The sequence below is a fragment of the Paraburkholderia sp. BCC1886 genome (assembly GCF_900996245.1).
Classification (GTDB): Bacteria; Pseudomonadota; Gammaproteobacteria; order Burkholderiales; family Burkholderiaceae; genus Paraburkholderia.
Window position 1 is genome coordinate 131,328 of record NZ_CAAJGK010000118.1, and the last position, 22,684, is coordinate 154,011.

The window sequence follows — 22,684 nt, forward strand, 5'->3', positions numbered from 1 at the left end:
ATCAGCGGGCCGCCAGACGGCAGTGGAGCGCAGCGAACAACGGGAGCATGGACATGGCGTTCAAAGCGGGCATTCGTTGATGAATACCGGCGGCCTGTCCGTCAGGATCACAGCCAGAGCGGCTGTCGAAGCAGATGACATTCAGACCTACCGGCGGGGGTAGCTCTCTATCTGAATGGCATCTTGCGCGAGCCACATCGATGGCGATACTTATTTTTCCTGAAACCTTCCAAAATCATATCGGCGCCGGCGGCCGCTGGCCGCCGCGCAATACCCTTCAATCAATGGTGACCGTAATCCTTACGGGCAATCGGAACCGTGCGGACTTTCGCATACTGGAACACGGGCAGCGCCTTGACCACGTCGCGCGTCGCACTGGCCCATACAAGCTTGCCGTTCAGGTAGTCTAGCTGCGACATCGGAATCGCAACATCGTGTTGCGAGACGCCGAGAAACTGGTGAGCCGCCACGATCCCAAACGAAACGGCGTTATCCGGCGCGATGATGATGTCGTGCAGCACGCCGACCTTCTCTCCGTTGTCGTTATAGATGCTCTTGCCGAGCAGGCTCTTCTTGACGCTCCAGCCTTCGATCAAAATCTGCTCCTGCTCGACGCTGATGCCGATCGGCTGCGCGCCTGCGACCTGCGCGTTCGCCTGCTGGCACACCATGCCAAACGCCGACGCCGCCAGAAATACGAGTGTCCACTTTGCCTTCATGATGACTTTCTCCACGAGATGCGTTGATTGAAAACGACTGATCGCAACGCGGTGCCTGCATCTGACGTGCTGCCTGCCGCGCTTGCGCTGACCGATACTCTGAATCCGTTTCGCCCGGCACGTTTTCGAATTCGCACGATGGCAGCATGGATTTTTGCGCACGCTCCCTCGATTGCGCGCCACACCCACTTCACCGGACGCCCCGTGGCCGCAGCGTTACCGTGCAGGTCATGCCCATCGCGAGCTTGACGCCGTCGGGAACCTCATCGAGGTGAATGCGCACTGGCACGCGTTGAGCAAGCCGCACCCACGTGAAGATCGGATTGACATCCGCTAGCAGATCGCCATTGCTGGTCGGGTTGTCGCGGTCGGCGATTCCGCTTGCCAGACTGTCGACGTGCCCCTGAATATCCTCACCGCCCGACAGCAGCCGCACCACTGCATGGTCGCCGACATGCACCTGCGGCAGCTTCGTTTCTTCAAAATAGCCGTAGACCCAGAACGAATGCGAGTCGATCAGCGCCATACGCGCTGTACCGGCGGTGGCGAAATCGCCGGGATAAAGGTTCAGGTTGGTGATGAAGCCGTCGGACGGCGCCCGCACTTCGCTGCGCATGAGATTCAGCATGGCCGTTTGCTGCGCCACCACCGTCGCTTTGACGGCGGCTTCGGCCGCGCTGTAGGCGGCGACGTCCGCGGAATAGTCGGATGCCGACTGTTTGGCGACCGAAGCCGAGTCCAGCCGCGTTTCGTCTGAAATCACGTCGCCAGCCAGGCTGGCACGGCGCGCCGCCTGGGCACGCTTCATCGCCATGCTGGATTCGCTCGCCGCCATCCGCGCCTTGGCCTGCGCCATTTGCGCCTGCGCACGTAGCAGATCGGCCTCGGCCTGCGCAACGGCATAGTGAAAGCGCGCCGGGTCGAGCACGAACAGAATGTCGCCTTTACGCACCAGCTGGTTGTCCTTGACTCGTACTTCGCTCACCAGGCCCGACACGTCGGTGGCGACCTGCACGACCTGTGCGCGCACACGCCCGTCGCGCGTCCACGGCGAGAACATATAGTCTAGCCACAGCATGCGTACCAGCAGGACCGCCACGACAAGAAGCGTGAGCGTAAAAGCCGCGCGCAGGATAGATTGCATCTTCATCTCGATGACCCGGCGTGAACGTGAGCAGTGGGAGGATTCATAAATTCGGACATCCGTCAGGGTTCATCGCCACAACAGCAGCGAAGCGCCGCTAAAGAGCGCAGCGAATAGCGCGACCCGGAACAGGCTCGGGTGCCACGTCAAGCGATAGAAGCCGAGCCTCGCCAACACGAGATCGAGAGCGACAAAGAACAGCACGCAACCCGCGAGAATCGGCAGGAGCCCTGGCACAAGCAAAGAAAAAAGGTCAATTTCCCCCGGCATTGGCCACTCCTTCCACTGTGGGATGGGGGGGCGCCGACACGTAGCCACCGCCCAGTTCCTTCATCAGGAGCGCCCATGCGTCGAGACGTTTGGCCTGAATCGCCGCGAGGCTTTCTTCCTGCTGCAACTGTTCGTTCTGCGCCGCCAGCACGTTCAGAAATTCGGTGATGCCGCTGCGATACCCCGTGTCGGCGAGCTTGAACGATTGGCGCGCCGAATCGAGCGTGTTCTCAACCGACGCCTGCTGCTGTTCGAGCGAGCGCATCGACACCACCTGCGCCGCGACCGCTTGCATCGCGTTCACCACGCTCTGGTTGTACGCGTCAACGGCGGCATCGCGGGAGGCCACCGCTACGCCGTAATTGCCGCGCCGCCGGCCGCCATCGAAGATCGGCAGCGAAATCGCCGCCCCCACGCCATGGCCCATGCCGTCGTTATTCAGGAAATTGAAGAAGCCCCCGAACGTTGCTGCCGACCCGAGCGAGGCGGTCGCAAGCAGATTGATGTCGGGGTAGAAATCGGCGTGCGCCGCGTCGATGCTTTTGTCGGCTTCGAGCACCCGCCAGCGTGCCGCGACCACGTCTGCACGATGGCCGATCAGCTCTGCCGGCAAAGATGCCGGCAAGGTCACCGGCACGCTCAGCGAAAGGCTGGGGCGGCGCAGCGAATCGCCGTATCCCGGCCCCTTGCCGGCGAGTCCGGCAAGGCTGATGCGCTCGAGGGCGAGTTGCTGCTGCGCCTGCCGCACCCGCGTCGTACTGATCGCGAGTTGGGTCTGCGCCTGGCTGACTTCGAGTCCGCTGCCAACGCCCGCGCGCCAGCGGCGCGTCGCGATGTCGAGCGTGTGCTGCTGTTCGATTTGCACGGCCCCGTAGACATCGAGCAGCGAATACTGCAACGACAACTGGACATAGCTGCGCACCACGGCGGTCTGCAATTCGAGCTCCGCAAAGCGCGCGTCCGCAGCCGCCGCGTGGACATTGTCCAGCGCACCTTCACGAATCGAGCGCGACTTGCCCCACAGATCCAGATCATACGAAAGGTCCACCTGGGCGCTGTTGCTCCACACCGTAGTGCCACCCGGCGGCGCCGGGCTCGTATAGCGTGCGTATCGCCGGCGCTCGAAGCTGCCGCTCGCGTCGAGTTGCGGCAACTCGGCCGCGCCGGCGATCTGCGCCTGAAAACGCGCCGCGTCGGTCCGCTCTTCGACGGCGCGCAGGCCTGGATTGCCCTCGGTCGCGTTCTGCACCAGCGTGTCGAGTTGCGGGTCGTTCCATTGGCGCCACCAGCTCTCCGCCGGCCATTGCGCGTCGGCTTGCGTGGCGCGCAGCGCCGCGCCTGGATCGAGCGTCGCCGGATCGATCATAGATTCGTGCATGTGAATCCCGCCGCTGGTGATGCAGCCCGAGACCAACAACGTGCCGGCGAGCGCGGCGAATAGCGAAAGCACCCGGCGGTTGGCGCGCACCGACGACGAGGCACAGGGGGCTTTCATCGCTCCGTCTCCGTCTGTTGCCAAAGCGCCAGGGTCTCGTCACGCAGCGTCAATTCGGTGAAGTGCAGCAGCGCCCGCATCCGGTAGCGTGTGAGCGTCATTGCATCGACGGCGATATTTTCGCCGAGCGGCAACATGTCCAGCGCGCGCCGCGTCGCGGCCAGCGCGGCTTCGGCAGCCTGGGGCGTGGCCGCTGCAAATACCTCGGCGAGCGCCGCCAGCCAGGCGTCCTGCGCCGCGGACCAGCCCGGCGGCAAGGTCGTGCCGAGCTCTTGCGTATCGAGGCGAATCTGGATCATCGAGCGGCCGATCTCCAGCGCGGCGAACGCCCAGCCGATCAGTTGATCGCGATTCACGAGTGCATTCACCGGGGCCGAAGCGATCTGCAGGATAAAATCCCGCAGGCTCAGTTCGAACGTGTAAAGCAGGTCGTCGAGGTCAGCCTCGCGTGCATCGTGCGCAATCAGCGCGCGAATCTGTTTCAGATATTGGGCCGTGATCCAGTCGCCGGCGCGCGGCACCAGAACCGAGAACGCGACGGCGGCCACCGCGATACCACATAGCAGCGCAAAGCCTGTGTCGAGGTAGGCGCTCGGGTTGTAGACCGTGGGATTGGTAATGCCGACAATGAAACAGAAATAGATGCTGAAGCCGAGCCCCAGAATTGCCGTCTTCGCGAAGGTGTTCAGATAACTGCCGACCATCACGACGATCGCCATCGATGCAGCCAGCAATTCGAATGTATCGATGCGCGGCAGCACGAAGAAGTTGAATGCGAATCCGGCAAGCCAGCCGCCGAGACAGCCTCCGAAAATCTGCCAGCTGGCAACAGCGGGATTGGGCACGAGCGCGAACAACGCGCTTGTAATCGCCACCGCGACGATCGCGCTCGCGCCGCCCACCCACCCCGACGCGATCCACGCCGCGCCGACCACCAGTACGGCCACGGCCGCTCGCGCGCCGGCGATCGTCGCGGATGTGCGGTTGGCCGTCGCCCGTGTCCGGCCGATACGGCTGATCGCCTGAAGCACGGATTGTGGCCAGGGCAAACGGCCGACGGTGCGCGCATCCAGGTAGCTTCGGCACATCAGGCGCAAATCGGCGATCGAAAAGAACAGCGCGGCACCCGTGGTTGCCACGAACTGCCGCTGATGCGGCGAAAGATCCGCCAGGGATTGCAGCAGGCGCCCCAGGTCGGCCGGTAAGTCCCGTTCGAAAGTACCCAGTTCGCGCGACAGGGTCCTGACCTGTTCCGACGTGACCAGCCCGGACAGCACCTGCTTGGGCACCAGGGCGAGCAGGCCGTCGATCAGTTCTTGGGCGGCGGCGCGTGCGCGTGGATCGGCTTCGGCCGCGACTTTAACCTTCAACTGATGCAACGCGTGTATCCACGTAACGGTGTCGAGAAAACTCCGGTCGAGGTCGAGATAGACATGGTTGTGCAGACGGATCGACGGGTCCTCGAACACCGCCCCGCTGCGCAGACTTTCCACGCCGACGCGCTCGCGAATCAGCATGAGAAAGGTGTCGAACCCGGCGACACTCGTCGCGCCGTCGAGCATCGTGTGCATCGCGTTCAGTAGATCGGTCATATTCTTACGGCTCGACGCATACAGTTCGGGCACCACCGAGCGCGGGAACACCACCGCGCTGATCACGCATGCACATGCCACGCCGATCACGACCTCGCTGACCGTGAACACAACATTGTCGTAGACACCGTAGGGATTGGCCCAGACCGGCATCGCCGTGATTGCCGTGCCGTAGCCGGTCAGCACGAAACCATACGACTGGAAATTTCTGTAGTACGCCGCGCCGAACACACACGCACCGATCCAGACCGCCAGCGCGAAGAGAAATAGCAGCGGCTGTTGAGGAAAAAACGCGACGAGCAATAGCCCGGCGATGCTGCCGCACACCATGCCCAACCCACGATAGAAGCCTCGCGCAATCACCATGCCGCTCTGCTGATGCATCATTACGATGACGCACGAAACCATCGCAGTGCCCGGTGTACGCAGTTCGAGGCGCATGCACAGGCCCATCGCGAGCGTCACGGCAATCGCCACCTTCGCGATATGGCGAAAGCGCGGGCCGTCGTCTGTCCAGTAGGTCCTGATCTCCTCCCGCCATCGAGGCAGGGCGGCGTTGCTGGCATCCGCTTGCGGGGTCATAGGGTTCTCATCGGTCGCTCGACATGCACTCGTGATGCGGACGCGCAGGCTAGCCAGCCTCGCGATTACCGCGCTATTTACTATGTGCAGTTTGCGTTGGACAGAATGGCCGGCTTTGCGGATTCGCACGTTTTTTGCGCATGCGCTGGGTGATGGATGTTGTTCGGGCGCACCCTGCGAATGTCGTTCCGGCGGGCGCCCCGACCTGCCGCAGCAGTCCTCGCACAATTAGCGCAAGTTGGTCCGCGCCAGTTCGACGATCTCGTCACCGCGTCCGTTGAGAATCGCGCGCAGCATATAGAGGCTGAAACCCTTGGCCTGGGCCAGTGCGACAGACGGCGGCATCGCCAGTTCGTGTCTCGAAGTGACAACGTCCACTAGCGCCGGGCCAGGATGGTCGAACGCCTGCTTCAGCGCGGCCGCCACATCTTCCGATTCCTCGACACGGATGCTGAAAATGCCCGCGCCCTGCGCAATCGCCGCAAAATCCGTTTTGGCGAGATCGACGTTGGTGTCGAGGTAGCCGCCCGCCTTCAGTTCCATTGAGACGAAACCAAGCAGGCTGTTGTTGAACACCACCACCTTGATAGGCAAAGCGAGTTGCCGCGCGGTGAGCAGATCGCCGAGCAGCATCGACAGACCACCGTCGCCCGATAACGACACGACCTGCCGCTGCGGATTCGCGCCCTGTGCGCCGAGCGCCTGCGGCATCGCATTAGCCATCGATCCGTGGTTGAACGAGCCGTGCAACTGGCGCTTGCCGTTCATTGTCAGGTAGCGGGCAGACCAGATGGTCGGCGTGCCGACATCCGCGGTGAAAATCGCGTCGTCACTCGCGGCTTCGTCGATCATCTTCGCCAGATACTGCGGGTGTATCGGGCGGCCGGGGCCGGCCGGCGTCGCGAGATCGTCGAGGCCTTTGCGCGCAGACGCATAGTGCTTGCGCGCGTTGTCGATAAAGCCGCGATCGGTCTTCCTTTGCAGCCGGGGCAGTGTCGCCGCGACGGTCTCCTTCACCGTGCCGACCAGACCAAGCGCGAGCGGCGCGCGATGACCGAGTTGCGAGCCCTTCCAGTCGACCTGAATGATCTTCGCAGCGGCCGGGTAGAACGGACGGTACGGAAAGTCGCAGCCCAAGAGCAGCAATGTGTCACACGACATCATCGCGTGATAGCCCGAGCTGAAGCCGATCAATCCGGTCATGCCGACGTCATAGGGATTGTCGTACTCGATGAACTGTTTGCCGCGCATGGCGTGTACGATCGGCGCGCCGAGCGTGTCGGCGAGCGCCACTACTTCGTCGTGCGCCCCCTGCACACCGCTGCCGCACATGATCGTGACCGCATCGGACTCGTTGAGCATCACCGCGAGGCGATCCAGGTCGACTTCGGCGGGCAGGATTCTGGGCGGCGCGCTTTCGGTCCATGAGGGCGCCTCGGCCGGCCCTTCGCTCAAAGCCACATCGCCCGGCAACACGATCACTGCCACGCCGCGCTCCTCCACCGCGGTGCGCATCGCGCGCGCCAGCACACGTGGGAATTGCGCGGCGGACGACACGACCTCGACATAATGGCTGCACTCCTTGAATAGCTCCTGGGGATGCGTCTCCTGAAAGTAGCCGAGGCCGATCTCCGTCGACGGAATGTGCGCCGCGATCGCGAGCACCGGCTGCTGATTGCGATGGCAGTCGAACAGACCGTTGATCAGATGCAGGTTGCCAGGCCCGCAACTGCCCGCGCACACTGCGAGCCGGCCGCTCGAAGCGGCGTCCGCGCCAGCCGCGAACGCGGCCGCTTCCTCGTGGCGGGTGTGCATCCAGCGGATCGAACCATGCTCGCCGAGGCTGTAGGCGAGTCCGTTCAGACTGTCGCCCGTCACTCCCCAGATTCGTTCAACACCCGCTGCGGCGAGTGTGCCGGCGAGGTAGGCGGCAATGGTATTGCTGGCCATGCTTGACTCCTTGTCAGGGTGAATGAAGATCGATCGGGCGCAGAAGAATCGGAACCGCGTACTTGAATACGGGAAAAGACCGTCGCGGGCGCGCGTCGCGGCATTGTTCTGCCAACCCTCTCAAGCTAAGAGAGTGGCGGCGAAATGTCCTGAATTACATCTGAAAACAACTTAATGAAGCTGGATCGGCCGGATCTGATCGACGACGAGGCGCAACAGAGAATGTTGCGCGAAGAGGGCGCCTAGCTGCGCGCCTTGAGTTTGCGTGACCGCTGGCTGACGGGCGGGCAGGCCGATTCTGCGGCCTCCGATGCGCATGGCGACTCAGCGGGCCAGTCCTGTCCGCTGGCCGCCCTGGCGATGCGCAGCAACTGCACGGCGCCCCGATAGTCGTCCCATTCGATGCCCTCGGTCATTCTCGCGCAGACCGACTGCAGAAGCTGGGCGGCCTCCGCGCTTCGGCCTTGCCCATGCCAGAGCGCTCCCAGGCTGGTCGCCGCGTGCAGCTGAAACGAACGACATCCCTGTGCCATCGACTCCTCCAGCGCGGCCATCAGACAGGCTTCCGCATCTCGCACTGCCGTGTCGGACGCCAGTGCAGCGGGCGGCCCCATCACCAGCAACTCCCCATGAATGCGTCTAAGTTCCGCGGCATACCAGTAGTCGCCGGTTTCGTCACACTGCACCAGCGCGCCCCTGACCGTCGCGATGCCCTCTTCCCGCCAACCCGCGCGGCCGAGCGCCAGGCTGTACTGTCCTATCAGCATGGCGCGCGGTGCGCCGAATTCGAGCGCCTCCAGTTCGTTCAGCGCCGCGCGGAAAGCTTTTAGCCGCCCGGCTCCGGTGTCATGCATCGAGAAGAGGTATTCATCGAAGCAGCGGCAGCACGCGAGCGATACGCTCAAGCCCGCGCGCTCGGATACCTCACGCAGCAATTCGATTGCCTGGGCCGCGCGCTCCCGCTTGCCCGATAACAGCGTCAACGGCACTAAGGCCTCGACCAGCACATAACATGTCACGATGGCCTGTTGCTGATCGCATGCAGCGACGACAGCATCTTCCGCGAGCCTGAGCGCCTGATCGCGCCACCCCTGCAGCCAGAGCACCCGCGCAAGGGTTGCGGTGCCGACGATGCGCTGATCGACCGATTGTCCGAGCGGCAGGCCGTGCTGCAGGTCGTCGCCGTGATGCAACAACTGTTCAAGCGAGGCCCGCGCCTGCTGCTGATCGCCGGTGTAATGCGATGCGATGCCCAGCAACCTGTAACCGAGGATCGTCCCGCTCGTGTCACCCACCTCCGAGGCAAGCAACGCAAAACGGCGCGCGAACGCAAGCGCGGTGCGCGCCGCGCCGGACGATTGACTCGCGTTCCACATGCCCCACAACGCACGCGCTTCGAACACATGGTCGCCCAGCGCGATGGCCGAGGCCAGCGTCTCGGACCAGATACCGTGCGTTTCCCTATTCGGTCCGTTCACATAGACGAGCGCCGCCGCGAGCGCCGCCTGCAATTGCATCCGCACGCGCAGATGACGAGTAGAACGCGAGCCATGGTGCGTCGCGGCCACACCGTCAAGCGCCCGTCGCGCCCAGGTACAGCACTCGTCGACGAGCGAAAGCTCGTACAGCAGAAAAACGAACCTGACGGCAAGCGTTTCGCCGAGCGCGTCGTCCCCCCTCGATGACAAGGCCCAACCGAGCGCCGCGCGCAGGTCGTCGAGCAGCGCACGCATCCAATATTGCCAACCGTCCGCGGGTGCACTCGAAGGGTCCGCACGTGGTGGCGCAGCGCGCTCCAGCAAACTCAGAAAATAGCGTGCGTGGTGCAGCGTGACGAAGCGTCGCTCGCCGTTGTCGTCGAGTTTCTGCATTGCATAGGCGCGCGTGGTTTCCAGCAGACGATAACTCGCGCTGCCGCGCTCCATGCGTGTCACCACCAGCGACTTTTCCACGAGGCCGGACACGGCCGCGACCACGTCGAGTTCCCGCAACGCGCCGTCGCTGGCGACAGCGATCGCCGCTTCCAACGTAAAGCTGCTCACGAAAATGCCGAGCCGGCGCAGCGTCGCGCGCTCGGCTTCGTCGAGTAGCGCGTGGCTCCAGTCGAGCGTCGCTTTCAACGTTTGATGACGCGGCAATGCGGTTCGGTTGCCGCCTGTCAGCGTGTTGAAGCGATCATCGAGATGCCCGGCAAGCGTTTCGATGCCGAGGATCGCCGCGCGCGCCGCCGCAAGTTCGATTGCCAGTGGTATGCCGTCGAGTCGTCCGCATACCATGCCGGTCAGATGAATGCTTTTTTCGTCGGACGAAAAGCGCGCATCGATCGCGCGGGCGCGAGAAATGAACAACTCGACGGCGCTGCATTGCAGAACGTCTTGGCTCTGATCGTTCCGACTGGGCACCTGCAGCGAGGCCACCCGGTACAGGTGTTCGTTCATGATGCGCAACGGCTCGCGGCTGGTGGCGAGCACAAAGATCGCCGGACCGACACCGAGCAAGGTCTCCGCCAGTTCGGCGGCAGGGCCGAGTACATGCTCGCAGTTATCGAGCACGAACAGCACGCGCCGCTGGTTGAGTTCCTTGCCAAGGCGCGCGACCGTGAGCGGACCGATCCCCGGATTCACGCTGACGCTGGCCGCAAATGCCGCGAGGACGCTGTCAGTGTCCGAAGTGGTCGCAAGAGACACCAGAAAGACGCCATCGGGAAAGCGTGCTAACAGGCCACGCGCGACCTCCACAGCGAGACGCGTTTTGCCGATACCACCGGACCCGACCAGCGTGACCTGACGCGATGCGGCGAGCGCCAGCGAGATATCGTCGATGGCTTTGTCGCGCCCGATTAGCGGGGAGAAGTGGATCGGCAGATTGTTCGGGACAGTGCGACTCTGCAAGGCATCGCCGAGCCGCTCGAACCCGCTGAGCTCTGCAGCAACGCCTTCGGTGTCCATGGTGCCGGCCGCATCGCCAGCGGCGACGCTCCGTACCAACCGATAGCCGCGTCCAGAAACCGTTTGTATCAACCCACGGCTTTCGCCCAACATCTTTCGCAATGCGGACATATGCACTTGCAGACTGTTCTCTTCGACGATCGCATGCGGCCATACCTGCTTGAGCATCTCGTTCTTCGACACCAGTGCGCCGTTCGCGGCGATCAGCACGGCGAGCACGTCGAAGGCGCGACTGCCGAGCCGTACAGGTTCACCGTCAAGGAATACTTCCCGACGGTCGATGTCCACCTGAAGCGGGCCGATGCAAATCATGCGAGATACCCAGGACGCAGCGGTTGGAAGAATGTGAGAAGGCTCAAGAGAATGGCGACAGATGCGCTCAGCGTTGCGTCCCCGAATTCTAGAACACCGCAGAAACGGCGTGCGCGGAAAAAACCGAAGCTATTGTTCGAAATTTTTGGACTGAGCGCACACTGCAGCAAAGCCGCACAGGCGTGAATCGCGCGTCGCGCCGCCCGCCGCGATGCGTGATTCTCATGCATGGCGCCCGGTGACGAAGCCGGAACCTCGCCTAGCCACACCAGGCTAATCTTTGTATGATGCGTGCCAACATATTGGGTGCCGAATAAGAGATGCCGAGAAAAGTACGGTCGGTCGAAACAGCGTCGCAGAGCGAGGCGCAAGAGCACGATAAGCCCGTTACGCGCAGGCTCGCGCCTGAAGTACGGGAGCGTCAGATCGTTCTGAAGGCCATCGATCATTTCGCCACCCATGGCTTTTCCGGGAGCACCCGCGAACTGGCGCGCCAACTCGGTGTAACGCAACCGCTTCTGTACCGCTACTTTCCGAGCAAGGAAGCTTTGATCGACCGCGTTTACGAAGAAGTCTACCGATGGGACTCCAGCTGGGAGCACCTGATCAAGGACCGCTCCATCCCTGTCCAGGATCGCATGGTCAGTTTCTACTCGTCGTATTCGGAAGTGATCCTGCGGCGCGAATGGATCCGGATTTTTATCTTCGCTGGCTTGACGCGGGAAGGCATCAACTCCAAATATTTGACACGACTGCGTGAGCGCGTGTTTCTGCCGGTGATGGCGGAAATCCGCGCAGCCTACGACCTGCCCGCGCCCGCCGGTGCGAAACAACGCGAAGTCGATCTGGAACTGATCTGGAGTCTGCACGCAAGCATCTTCTATCTCGGCGTGCGTAAGTGGATCTACGGCCTGCCGGTCACGGATAACATCGAAGACCACATTGCCCGTCAGGTCGACGCTTTCCTCAACGGCGTGCCTGCCGCGCTGGCCCATGCGTCGAAAGAATTTGCGCGCGCCAAAGTCATTTCCAAAACCTGAATGCAGTCCTTCGCAGGCACCGCTTAGGGATGCGCAGCGGGCGCAACGCCCCCCTTCGCGACACGTTACGCAGCCGCGGCCAGCAGCGCGCTGACCATCCATTCTCACGTTCATCGCATCACTCCTACTGCCTCCGTACTACAGGGTAAACACCAGCGATACGCGGCTTTCTCCCGCTCACGCATTCGCCTACAATTTATCCAACGATCACTAATCGATCGATAAATAGCATAGCAGGAGTCAAAGATGCCCGTTACAAAACTTGCCCACTACTCGATTCGCACCACCGACCTCGAGCAATCCTGCCGCTTCTACGAACGGATTTTGGGTTTTACGCGGGGCTACCGCCCGCCCTTCGATTTTCCGGGTGCCTGGCTCTACAAAGGCGGCGATGAAACCGACTTCGGCACGGTACACATAATCGGTACGGATCCGAACAACCCTGCCGGACTCACTGCGTATCTCGGCGATAAGAGCTTGCCCACGAGCGGCACCGGCACGGTCGACCACATCGCATTCCTCGCGACGGGCGTCGACGCAATGTGGGAAACGTTAAAGGCCGAAGGCATCGCCTGGCGCGACCGCACGGTGCCGAGCCTCGGCTTGCATCAGGTGTTTATCGAAGACCCCTCTGGCGTGACCATCGAACTCAATTTCCCCGCCGAAGAAATCGGACGCCTGACCGAAGCGCAAGCCGCCATCGCACAACCCGCGGTCGGCGCAGGAGAATCAGCATGAGCCAATCCTTTGTAAGTAAGCGCGCGATCATTGTCGGCGGCTCGCTAGGCGGCCTGTTCGCAGCCAACCTGCTGGTGCGCAACGGCTGGAACGTCGACGTATTCGAACGTGTACCGGATGAGCTGGCAGGGCGCGGCGCCGGTATTGTCACGCACCCCGAACTATTCGACGTGCTCGCGGCAGCCGGTATCGAATATGACGAATCGATCGGCGTCAAGGTGCAATCGCGCGTTACGTTCGCGCAGAACGGCGAGGTGCTGTCCGAACGCGCTCTACCGCAAACGCTCACCGCGTGGGGCAAGATGTACCACGTCCTGCGTGCTGCGCTGCCCGATATTCACTACCACGCCGGCGGCACGGTTGCCACGGTGCAGGACGGCCCGGACCAGGCGGTAGTGACGCTCGGCAATGGCACGGTGCTGCATGCAGATCTCGTGATTGCGGCAGACGGCTTCAAGTCCGCGATTCGCGAGCGTTTTCTGCCCGATGTCCGGCTTCAATACGCCGGTTATGTCGCATGGCGCGGTCTCGTCGACGAAGCATCGTTGACCCGCGAAACCCGCGACGCCCTGTTCGAAAAATTCGCATTCTGCCTGCCGCCGCGCGAGCAGATTCTCGGCTATCCGGTTGCGGGCCAAGGCAATAGCACGACGCCTGGCGAGCGTCGCTACAACTTCGTCTGGTATCGCGCCACCAGCGAAGACATCCAGTTGCCGAACCTGCTCACCGATGCGGCCGGCAAGCGATGGGAAGGGGGCATTCCCCCCACACTGATTCGCGAGGACGTGCTCGCCGACATGGAAAACGCAGCGCTCACGCTGCTCGCTCCGCAATTCAGCGAAGTTGTGACCAAAGCCACGCAGCCGCTTTTCCAGCCCATCTTCGATCTCGAAGTACCACAGATGGCGTTCGGCCGCATTGCCTTGCTCGGTGATGCAGCTTTCGTCGCGCGTCCGCATTGCGGCATGGGCGTGACCAAGGCGGCCAGCGACGCCATGGCATTAGTCAAGGCGCTCAACGCACACGGCGGCGTACAGGACGCACTCGCGGACTACAGCAACGAGCGCACCCAGGCGGGCGCCGCAATCGTCCAGCACGCACGGCACCTCGGCGCGTACATGCAGGCGCAATTGAAGAACGAAGTCGACCGTGAAATGGCCGAGCGCTATCGCACGCCGGACGCCGTCATGCGTGAAACCGCAGTACCGGCCCGCTTCTGACATTCAGTGCGGTGACGGCAGATCCGATCGGTCGTTGCAGCACCAGAGTTGCAACATCAAAGAGAAGTCGTTTCAAAAGGAGACAAAGTGGAACATGCTGCCCCAACCTGTTCGATGAGCGCGCAGTACGCCGCCACCGAAGCGCCGCCTGCGGCGAATCCGCTGCTCGACGATCCGCGCTTTCGCGCGCTCGTGCGTAAGCGGCGCACCTTCTCGTGGACCCTCACCATCCTGATGCTGGCGGTGTACTTCGCCTTCATCCTCACGCTCGCTTTCGCGCCGGCGCTGCTGGGCCGGCCGATTGTCGAAGGTTATCCCGCGACATGGGGGATTCCCGTCGGCTTCGGCATGTTCGTCTTTACCTTCGTGCTGGTCGCCGTTTATGTGACGCGCGCCAACACCTTTCATGACCGTACAGTCAATGAAATCCGGCAAGGAGTGCGGCAATGAAACGTCTTTCTCTCTCGCGCAGTCGGCTTGTCAGGGTCATGTCCGTCGGGGCTTGCTGCACCCTCGCCGCATTGCCGGCGGCCGCCGCCGAAGCCGCAACCGCAACCGCAGCGCCGACGCACGCGCACAACCCGGTCGCGATCAGCATGTTTCTGCTGTTCGTCGCGTCGACGCTGTTCATTACGCGCTGGGCGGCGAAGAAGAACCATAGTGTGTCCGACCATTACGCGGCGGGCGGCAAGATCACCGCTTTCCAGAACGGTTGGGCCATCGCGGGCGACTACATGTCCGCCGCATCCCTGCTCGGCATTTCCGCGCTTGTCTTCACGAGTGGATATGACGGCCTGATCTATTCGATCGGTTTTCTCGCCAGCTGGCCGATCATTCTCTTTCTGATCGCTGAGCCACTGCGCAATCTGGGCCGCTATACGCTCGCCGACGTCGTCTCGTATCGGCTGCAACAACGTCCGGTTCGCGCCTTTGCCGCGTCGAGCTCGATTGTGATCGTGCTGCTTTATCTGGTGTCGCAGATGGTCGGCGCCGGCAAGCTCGTTGAATTGCTGTTCGGCTTCAACTACACGGCAGCCGTGCTGATGGTCGGCGTGTTGATGGTGGTGTACGTGTTTTTCGGCGGCATGCTTGCTACGACGTGGATACAGATCATCAAGGCAGCACTTCTGCTGGCGGGCGCCGCATTCATGGCTTTCATGGTGATGAGCCGCTTTGGCTTCAGCATGAATGCGCTGTTTTCACAGGCCATCCTCGCCCACCCGAAACACGCGGCGATCATGAGCCCCGGCGGTCTCGTGTCTGATCCGGTTTCCGCTGTGTCGCTCGGTCTTGCGTTGATCTTCGGCACGGCGGGCCTGCCGCACATCCTGATGCGCTTCTTTACGGTGAGCGACGCCAAAGCCGCCCGCAAAAGTATTCTGTACGCGACGGGCATTGTCGGGATTGGTTACGCGTTGATCATCATCATCGGCTTTGGCACGATTGCGCTGGTGGCGACCGATCCGCAATATCACACCGCCTCGGGTGCGGTGCTCGGCGGCGTAAATATGGTGGCGATTCATCTGGCGCATGCAGTGGGCGGGAACGTCTTTCTCGGCTTCATCTGCGCAGTTGCGTTCTCGACGATTCTCGCTGTGGTCGCGGGTCTGACGCTCGCCGGATCCTCAGCGGTGTCGCACGACCTGTACGCGAATGTGATTCGCCGCGGCGCCGCGACGGACCGTGAGGAAATGCGGGTCTCGCGCATCACCACGCTGGTGCTCGGCGTGCTCGCGATCCTGCTGGGCATCGCGTTTGAAAAGCAGAACATCGCGTTCATCGTGAGCCTGACCTTCTCGATCGCGGCCAGTTCGAATTTTCCGGTACTGCTGCTCTCGATCTACTGGCGCGGACTGACCACGCGCGGCGCGGTGATCGGAGGCTCACTCGGCTTGATCTCAGCCGTCGCCTTGACGATCCTCAGCCCGACCGTCTGGGTCCAGGTCCTCGGTCACGCGCACGCGATCTATCCGTACGAATATCCCGCGTTGTTCTCGATGATCGTTGCGTTCGCCGGCGTGGTGTTTTTCTCGGTCACGGACACATCGACGCGCGCTGCGCGCGAACGCGCGCTGTACGGCAACCAGCTCGTCGACTGCGAGCTCGGCATGGTCAAGCACGGCTAACGTCGGCTTCCCGAAGCCGACACTCAATACCTACAAGGGAGACTGACTCATGGATTGCAGCTGTTGTATTTCACCGAAACGCCGCCGCGTACTCGGTACACTGGCCGCGCTGGCCGGGGGCCTCGCCTCGGGCGTGTCCGCCACCGCAAGCCAAACGAATACTGCCGCTGGCGTTGCAGGCAAAAGCCGCTCGATCGATATTCACGCGCACTACTACCCCGAAAGCTATTGCGAGCTGGTGGGCAGCGAAGGTGCGAAATTCGGTGGCAAATTCACCTGCGACGCCACGAGCTTCAGCTTCCAGACACCTGCAGGTGGCCTCGGGCCGCTGCCGCTCAAGTTCATCAGGATCGACGAGCGGCTCGCCGACATGGACGCGTCCGGCGTCGACATGCAGGCGTTGTCGTTGAGCGTGCCGATGGCCTACTGGGCCGACCGCGCCTTTAACGCAAAACTCGCGAAAACGTGGAATGCGTCGGCGTCCGCGATACATGTGCAGTATCCGGACCGCTTCGTCGTGCTGGCCACGCTGCCAATGCTGAATCCGCACGATGCAATCGACGAGCTCGAACGTGCATCCGAGTTACCCGGCGTACGTGGCGTCTACATGGGCACCAACGTCAACAACCGCGACCTCGACGACCCGCTGTTCGAGCCGGTTTTTGCACGCATCGAGCAACTGGACCTGCCGGTGTTTCTGCATCCGCAGCAAACGGTCGGCGGTGCGCGCCTCGGCGACTACTACCTGAGTAACCTGCTGGGCAATCCGTTCGACACCGCGATTGCAGGCTCCCACCTGATACTCGGCGGCGTGATGGACCGGCATCCAAAGCTGAACATCACGTTGCCGCACGCGGGCGGCGCGTTGCCGATCCTGATGGGCCGCATCGACGCGGGCTGGACGGTGCGGCCCGAAACACGCAGGCTGGCGCAAAAACCGAGCAGCTATTTGCGCCGTTTCAACTACGATACGGTCTCGCATTCCGGTCCCGTGCTCGAATTCCTGATCCAGAACGTCGGCATCGACCGCCTCGTACTGGGCAGCGACTACTGCTTCGACATGGGCTACGAGCAGCCAGTCACGTACCTCGATCGACTCGACCTTCCGTCCGAACAGAAGAATCTGATTCTCGGCGGCAACGCGGCGCACCTGCTGAAAATCTAACGCGAGCCTGGCCGCGCTCGTCATGGCGGGCATCTGCTCGATCACGAATGCAAGAATCACTGCCGCGGCATTCGCCGGGGTCGTGGTTCGCACGCGTGGGTTTCGCTATACGTCAACCCGGCTCCCGTCATCTGATGGGAGATCCTGTACGACACCATGTTGGGTGGCGTCGCGTGCACGCTGTGGCCGCAGACGACCTCGGGTGCATCGAAAGCCGCCGGCGCCGTGCGCCGTCCTCCTGCCAGCTTCTGGCAATTCCTATACGCGCGGATGAGAAGCGTGAATCCATGGGTGACTACGCGAGCCCAATGTAGGGATAGCGCCTGGCCGCGGCGAATCGTATTGTTTCCCCATCGGGCAAGACATGTCGTCGGAATCAAAACAGGAGGTCGCAGCGGCTATGGACAGGATCTTCAGCATGCGCGTGTTTTCGCGGGTCGCGGAAACCGGCAATTTCAGCGCAGTCGCCAAACATATGGAATGCAGCGCCGGCAATATTTCGCGAGCGGTGGTGTCGCTGGAAGAGCACCTTCACACGCGCCTGTTGCAACGGACCACGCGCAGCGTATCGCTCACCGAGTGCGGCGAGCGATACTACCAGCGCTGCAAGAAGATCCTGGCCGACATCGACGACGCCGACGCCGAAGCGAGCGAAGCGCATACACTGCCGCGCGGCAAATTACGCGTCCACGCGGTACCCGACATCGGCCTGAAACAGCTGACGTCCACCATCGTCGAATACCGGCACGCCTTTCCCTCCGTGTCGGTCGATCTGAAACTGCTGCCGAATATGGCGAATCTGATCGAAGACGAGTTCGACGTCTCGATCGTATCCGCTTCGTCGCTGCCGGACTCGGGCAACGTGAGCCGGCTGATCGGCCGGTGCGAACGCATCCTCGTCGCCGCACCGGACTACCTCATGCGGCACCCGATCCGCACCGTCGCTGATATGCCCAACCACACCCTGATGCAGACCAGTTCGTCCTTCGAACCGCCTGCGGAATGGCCCTCCGGATATGCCCGGCATGGCGTAGACGAGGCGGAGCAGGCCGGGCACTTCGTCGTCAACAATATGCAGGCACTACGGGTCGCCCTGCTGGCGGGCGCGGGCGTGGGTGCCGTGCCGACGTATTCCGTTATAGAAGAACTCAAGGAAGGCAAGCTGGTTCAACTGTTTCCGGAGTACCCGCTTCAAGCCACCAATGTGTTCGTGGTGTACCCGTCGCGCCACTTCATCGATGCGAAGATAAGGACGTTCGTTGAATTTCTCGTAGTGGCGCTCAAACAGAAAATTGACTTTAGCATTGCAAATCTGGCACCGATAGCTGTGCGCATACCTGCTCAACCGGCGCTTCAGCCTTGAGGGCCGAGACTCTCTGAAAATCGCCCGGGCGGTTTATCGATCATAACGTTCGAACCTGAAAAAAAATTAATATCCCTTGTAAATAATTTCCGAGATAATCGCGCTATTCTGCGGGTTATTACCATCTCTTGATTTTGGCAAGGCGAACGGGCTCGACAATGTAGCGCGACGACAGAGGTGACGGCTTATGTTCAACCATACAGAAATTTCGGCCAGCACGGCTGCCAGAAAGAAAGACTCGCTAGGATGTCTTTCAAATCAGTTACATAAGGACCTCGAACTCGAAGCAGGTGATTTCACGTTTTATCGCAAGTGCCGCCGCGAGGAAAAGACCAACGAAGTCGTCATGCCCGCCTCCGATCGCGGCTTCCTGATCGGTGTGTCGCTCACCGCTGGACACCGCCGGCGCATCGTCTCGGGCAGCCGCTCCGCATTGCACGACTTCGAAAAAGACTCTGTCTACATCCGCAATTTCGACGAGGACTACCGTGCTGATCTGCACGGATCATTCGATTTCGTACTGGTGGAGTTTTCGCGCGCGTTCATCGTGAACACCGGCTATGAACGAAACGGCTCGAGCATCAACGGTTTTTCTACGCGCCCCGGCCATAAGGACGCCATCTTCGGCCATCTCGCGCAGGTGCTCGCCCTCACACTCGACCGGCAAAGCGAAGCCAGCCCGCTTTTCATCGAACAGATCGGTGTGACCATCGGCACCCATCTCGTCGACCGGTACGGCAGCGGTCCGGTTCAGCCGGCCAAACCGGACCGGCGGCTCTCGAGCCTGCACGAGGCGCGCGCGAAAGATATGTTGCTAGCGAAGACACCCGGCAACGTGTCGCTCGAAGAGATCGCCGGCGCCTGCAATCTGTCGCGCAGCTACTTTATTCGCGCCTTCCGCGAAACCACTCAGCGCACGCCGCATCAGTGGTTGCTGGAGCAGCGCATCGAACGCGCGCGCCATCTGCTGCGCGGCTCCGATTCGTCGTTGTCGGAGATCGCAATAGCATGCGGCTTCGCCGATCAAAGCCATTTCACGCGAACCTTCTCGCAATTGGTCGGCACGTCCCCGGGCAAGTGGCGCCGGCAAGGCGGCAATTGAGTGGCACACCCGTCTCGCATTCGAGACGGCTTGCAAACGGCGGACGCCGACTGCACCGATAGACTTTCCTACAAAGCATCGCACTAACGTGCAAGACACACGGGCCGGCCCTCTGTACCTTCAGCGTACAGACCCGGCGCGCGCGCACCTCGGCCATTCCCGCCGGCCTCCCAGTTCTTCGCACCCTTCCCTACCCAGCCAACGTCATGATGGAAATAGGCAGCTGTCGGCTCGATCTGGAAATGTGCACTTTGCTGAGGGACGGCGAAGTCGTGCCTCTCGGATCGCGCGCCTTCGACATCCTGACGGTCGTCGCTCTGGCGGGTGGACGCCTCGTGACCAAATACGAGTTGATGAATGCCGTGTGGCCAAACACGATCGTCGAAGAAAACAGTATTCAGGTGCATCTTTCGGCGCTGCGCAAAGCGCTCGGTGCAGACAGGGATCTGATTCTCACCGTGCCCGGCCGCGGCTATCAACTTCTCCAGCGAAAAGCAGCCGACCCGCTCGACGCTAGCCGCCTGCAGCGCGCCGGCGAGCAACGCCTTCTTCCACCCAGGTCCGGCCTGCTGGGACGCGGTGCCGAGGTCGACCTGGTCCGCTCGCTGCTGCGTCAGGCACATGTGGTAACGCTCGTCGGCGCCGGAGGCATCGGCAAGACCCGCCTTGCTATCGAAGCAGCGCACGCAATCTCAGCAGAGTTCGTCGAAGCGTTCTGCTTCATCGAACTGGCAGCGCTGACGACAGAGGAGGCCGTATTGGGCGCCATGGCAGAAAGCTGCGGCATCGCCCTGACAGGCAAGCAGATCGACATCGCACGGATCGCGGCAGCACTTGCCGGAAAGCCACGGCTTCTGCTGCTCGATAACGCGGAGCACGTGGTCGGCGTCGTTGCGCATATCGTGGATGCCCTCGTGGCGAGCAACGCCGACCTCCGCGTGCTCGTGACCAGCCGGGAACCGCTGCGCATTATGGCCGAGACCGTGTTTCGGGTCGACCCGCTCGATGTGCCGCCGCTGGATTCGAGCGACTCGGACATTCTTCGCTGCTCGTCAGTGAAGCTGTTTCTGCTGCGCGCGAGCTCATTGCAGGAAACTGTCGCCACCGACACCGAGGAGATCGGTTTGATCGCCGAAATCTGCCGCCGGCTGGACGGCATTCCGCTTGCGATCGAACTGGCTGCTGCGCGCGTTGTCGCGCTAGGCGTGGAGGGCGTGTGCCGCAGGCTGGACGACCGTATGGCGATACTCGCAGGCGGCTATCGGACCGCCCTGCCGCGTCATCAAACCTTGCGCGCCACCTTCGACTGGAGCTTCGCACTTCTCGATCCCGTCACGCAGGCCGCATTCCGGCGGCTCGCACTGTTCAACGGGAGGTTCTCGTTCGAGTCGATGTGCGCAGCGGTCTGCGATGAACAACACACAACCGCGAATGCGATCGGTGCCATTACCGATCTCGTGGCGAAATCGCTGGTGAACGTCGAACTGGAAGGGGCGTCGGCGAAATACCGGCTGTCGGAATCGACGCGGGCCTATGCGATGGAGAAACTCATCGCCGAGGGCGAGTTGCGTGAGATCGCCGCACGCAATGCACGCTATCTATCACGCTGCCTGCAGGCGCGACTGCGTGACGGGAAGGCATGCCTGACTCACGAGTCAGGCAGTTCGTCCGAGCCACAACAGTTGCTCGATGACGCGCGCTTCGCATTCGACTGGGCGTTTTCCGCAGAGGGCGACCCGCGCGTCGGGGTTGAACTGGCCTCGCACATGGCCGGCGCGCTGCTCGATGCAGGTCTGCAAGACGAGTGCCGAGCGCGCGCCGCCCAAGCCGTGGCCGCACTGGAGAAGCTTCCCGCCGGAACCGCCGACGCCGTCTGCGAAACGCGGCTGCGGGCAGCACTGATGAATGCGACCCGAGAGCCGGATGCACAACGGCCGGCAAAACCCACCCACAAGCGGGCGATGAAACCATGCGGATCGAACACGCCGACGGCCGCCGCAGCAGCTCCGTCGGCCTGCTTCTTTACGACTTGATGAATTCCAGCAAGTCTGCGTTCACGCGGTCCGCGTGCGTCGTGCACATACCGTGTGGCGCCCCTTCGTAGATCTTCAGCTTCGCGTTCGGCATGATCTTCGACGACAGTTTGCCCGAATCGTCGAGCGGCACGATTTGATCGGCATCGCCCTGGAGTACGAGTGCCGGCACCGTCACTTTTTTCAGATCTTCGTTGAAGTCGGTTTCCGAGAATGCCTTGACGCAGTCGTACAGGCCCTTGATCGAGCCAAGCATACCGATCTGCCAGAACGAGTCGATCGTGCCTTGCGATACCGTGGCATCCGGACGATTGAATCCGTAGAACGGCACGGCCAGATCCTTGAAGAATTGCGAGCGGTTATTGTGTACACCGTCTCGAATGCCGTCGAACACCGACATCGGCAGGCCGCCCGGATTGGCTTCCGTCTTCAGCATGATCGGCGGCACGGCCGAGACCAGCACGGCCTTCGCCACCCGCTTCGTTCCGTGACGCCCAATATAGCGAACGACCTCACCCCCGCCGGTGGAGTGACCGACCATCACGATGTTGTTCAGATCGAGTGCTTCGATCAGTTCGGCGAGATCGTCAGCATAGGTGTCCATCTCGTTGCCGTTCCACGGCTGCGACGAACGTCCATGACCCCGCCGATCATGCGCGATCACACGGTAGCCGCGTTCCGCGAGAAACAGCATCTGCGCATCCCATGCGTCCGCATCAAGCGGCCAGCCATGGGAGAACGTAACCGGTTGGCCCGTGCCCCAATCCTTGTAATAGATTTGCGTGCCGTCTTTCGTGGTGATATATGCCATCGCGAATGCTCCTTAACGTAATTGGCCGGCGTAGGCCGGCGTGCCCAGCGTCAGAGGAGTATTCGTCATCGCGA

At 62.0% G+C, this 22,684-nt stretch carries 17 protein-coding genes; 9 read left to right on the top strand and 8 right to left on the bottom strand.

The window, feature by feature from the left end; translation table 11 throughout:
- Nucleotides 1-281: 281 nt before the first annotated feature.
- The 7 genes from FQ746_RS32585 to FQ746_RS32615 form a co-directional block, all read right to left on the bottom strand.
- On the bottom strand, nucleotides 282-719 hold the full coding sequence (locus FQ746_RS32585) for a PRC-barrel domain-containing protein (RefSeq protein ID WP_144113908.1): 438 nt from the start codon (nucleotides 717-719) through the stop codon (nucleotides 282-284).
- Between the two features lie 190 nt (nucleotides 720-909).
- The gene (locus tag FQ746_RS32590; protein WP_186310891.1) at nucleotides 910-1,869 is read right to left on the bottom strand and encodes an HlyD family secretion protein; all 960 of its coding nucleotides are present in this window, start codon (nucleotides 1,867-1,869) and stop codon (nucleotides 910-912) included.
- A gap of 63 nt (nucleotides 1,870-1,932) precedes the next feature.
- Nucleotides 1,933-2,133, bottom strand: a complete 201-nt coding sequence (locus FQ746_RS32595; RefSeq protein ID WP_144113910.1) for a DUF1656 domain-containing protein — start codon at nucleotides 2,131-2,133, stop codon at nucleotides 1,933-1,935.
- On the bottom strand, nucleotides 2,117-3,628 hold the full coding sequence (locus tag FQ746_RS32600; RefSeq protein ID WP_144113911.1) for an efflux transporter outer membrane subunit: 1,512 nt from the start codon (nucleotides 3,626-3,628) through the stop codon (nucleotides 2,117-2,119). The genes FQ746_RS32595 and FQ746_RS32600 overlap by 17 nt, the downstream gene beginning before the upstream one ends.
- Nucleotides 3,625-5,802, bottom strand: a complete 2,178-nt coding sequence (locus FQ746_RS32605) for an FUSC family protein (protein ID WP_144113912.1) — start codon at nucleotides 5,800-5,802, stop codon at nucleotides 3,625-3,627. Before FQ746_RS32605 ends, FQ746_RS32600 begins: the two co-directional genes overlap by 4 nt.
- Nucleotides 5,803-6,030: 228 nt before the next feature.
- Entirely contained in the window at nucleotides 6,031-7,752 is a 1,722-nt protein-coding gene (poxB, locus tag FQ746_RS32610) for a ubiquinone-dependent pyruvate dehydrogenase (RefSeq protein WP_144113913.1), read from the bottom strand.
- A gap of 242 nt (nucleotides 7,753-7,994) precedes the next feature.
- A complete protein-coding gene (locus FQ746_RS32615; RefSeq protein ID WP_144113914.1) occupies nucleotides 7,995-11,012 on the bottom strand; it encodes a winged helix-turn-helix domain-containing protein in 3,018 nt (1,005 codons plus the stop codon).
- A 320-nt stretch (nucleotides 11,013-11,332) separates the two neighbouring features.
- Here FQ746_RS32615 and FQ746_RS32620 point away from each other — a divergent pair, with 320 nt between their 5' ends.
- The 9 genes from FQ746_RS32620 to FQ746_RS32660 all read left to right on the top strand — a co-directional run bounded on the left by FQ746_RS32620 (nucleotide 11,333) and on the right by FQ746_RS32660 (nucleotide 21,799).
- Nucleotides 11,333-12,052, top strand: coding sequence for a TetR/AcrR family transcriptional regulator (locus tag FQ746_RS32620; RefSeq protein WP_144113915.1), 720 nt, complete (start codon nucleotides 11,333-11,335; stop codon nucleotides 12,050-12,052).
- Between the two features lie 246 nt (nucleotides 12,053-12,298).
- A complete protein-coding gene (locus FQ746_RS32625; protein WP_144113916.1) occupies nucleotides 12,299-12,790 on the top strand; it encodes a VOC family protein in 492 nt (163 codons plus the stop codon).
- On the top strand, nucleotides 12,787-14,010 hold the full coding sequence (locus FQ746_RS32630; protein WP_144113917.1) for an FAD binding domain-containing protein: 1,224 nt from the start codon (nucleotides 12,787-12,789) through the stop codon (nucleotides 14,008-14,010). The genes FQ746_RS32625 and FQ746_RS32630 overlap by 4 nt, the downstream gene beginning before the upstream one ends.
- A gap of 114 nt (nucleotides 14,011-14,124) precedes the next feature.
- Entirely contained in the window at nucleotides 14,125-14,460 is a 336-nt protein-coding gene (locus FQ746_RS32635; RefSeq protein WP_186310899.1) for a DUF485 domain-containing protein, read from the top strand.
- Complete coding sequence (locus FQ746_RS32640) at nucleotides 14,457-16,136, top strand: cation acetate symporter (RefSeq protein ID WP_409932457.1); 1,680 nt, start codon at nucleotides 14,457-14,459, stop codon at nucleotides 16,134-16,136. The genes FQ746_RS32635 and FQ746_RS32640 overlap by 4 nt, the downstream gene beginning before the upstream one ends.
- Before the next feature lie 49 nt (nucleotides 16,137-16,185).
- On the top strand, nucleotides 16,186-17,301 hold the full coding sequence (locus FQ746_RS32645) for an amidohydrolase family protein (protein WP_144113919.1): 1,116 nt from the start codon (nucleotides 16,186-16,188) through the stop codon (nucleotides 17,299-17,301).
- Between the two features lie 418 nt (nucleotides 17,302-17,719).
- Nucleotides 17,720-18,664 (top strand): LysR family transcriptional regulator, encoded by a 945-nt coding sequence (locus FQ746_RS32650; protein WP_260854256.1) that lies wholly within the window; start codon nucleotides 17,720-17,722, stop codon nucleotides 18,662-18,664.
- Between the two features lie 187 nt (nucleotides 18,665-18,851).
- The gene (locus FQ746_RS32655) at nucleotides 18,852-19,766 is read left to right on the top strand and encodes a helix-turn-helix domain-containing protein (RefSeq protein ID WP_144113921.1); all 915 of its coding nucleotides are present in this window, start codon (nucleotides 18,852-18,854) and stop codon (nucleotides 19,764-19,766) included.
- A gap of 206 nt (nucleotides 19,767-19,972) precedes the next feature.
- A complete protein-coding gene (locus FQ746_RS32660; protein WP_144113922.1) occupies nucleotides 19,973-21,799 on the top strand; it encodes an ATP-binding protein in 1,827 nt (608 codons plus the stop codon).
- Here FQ746_RS32660 and FQ746_RS32665 read toward each other — a convergent pair.
- Nucleotides 21,789-22,610 (bottom strand): alpha/beta fold hydrolase, encoded by an 822-nt coding sequence (locus FQ746_RS32665; RefSeq protein ID WP_144113923.1) that lies wholly within the window; start codon nucleotides 22,608-22,610, stop codon nucleotides 21,789-21,791. The two genes, FQ746_RS32660 and FQ746_RS32665, sit on opposite strands and share 11 nt — an antisense overlap.
- Nucleotides 22,611-22,684: the final 74 nt, after the last annotated feature.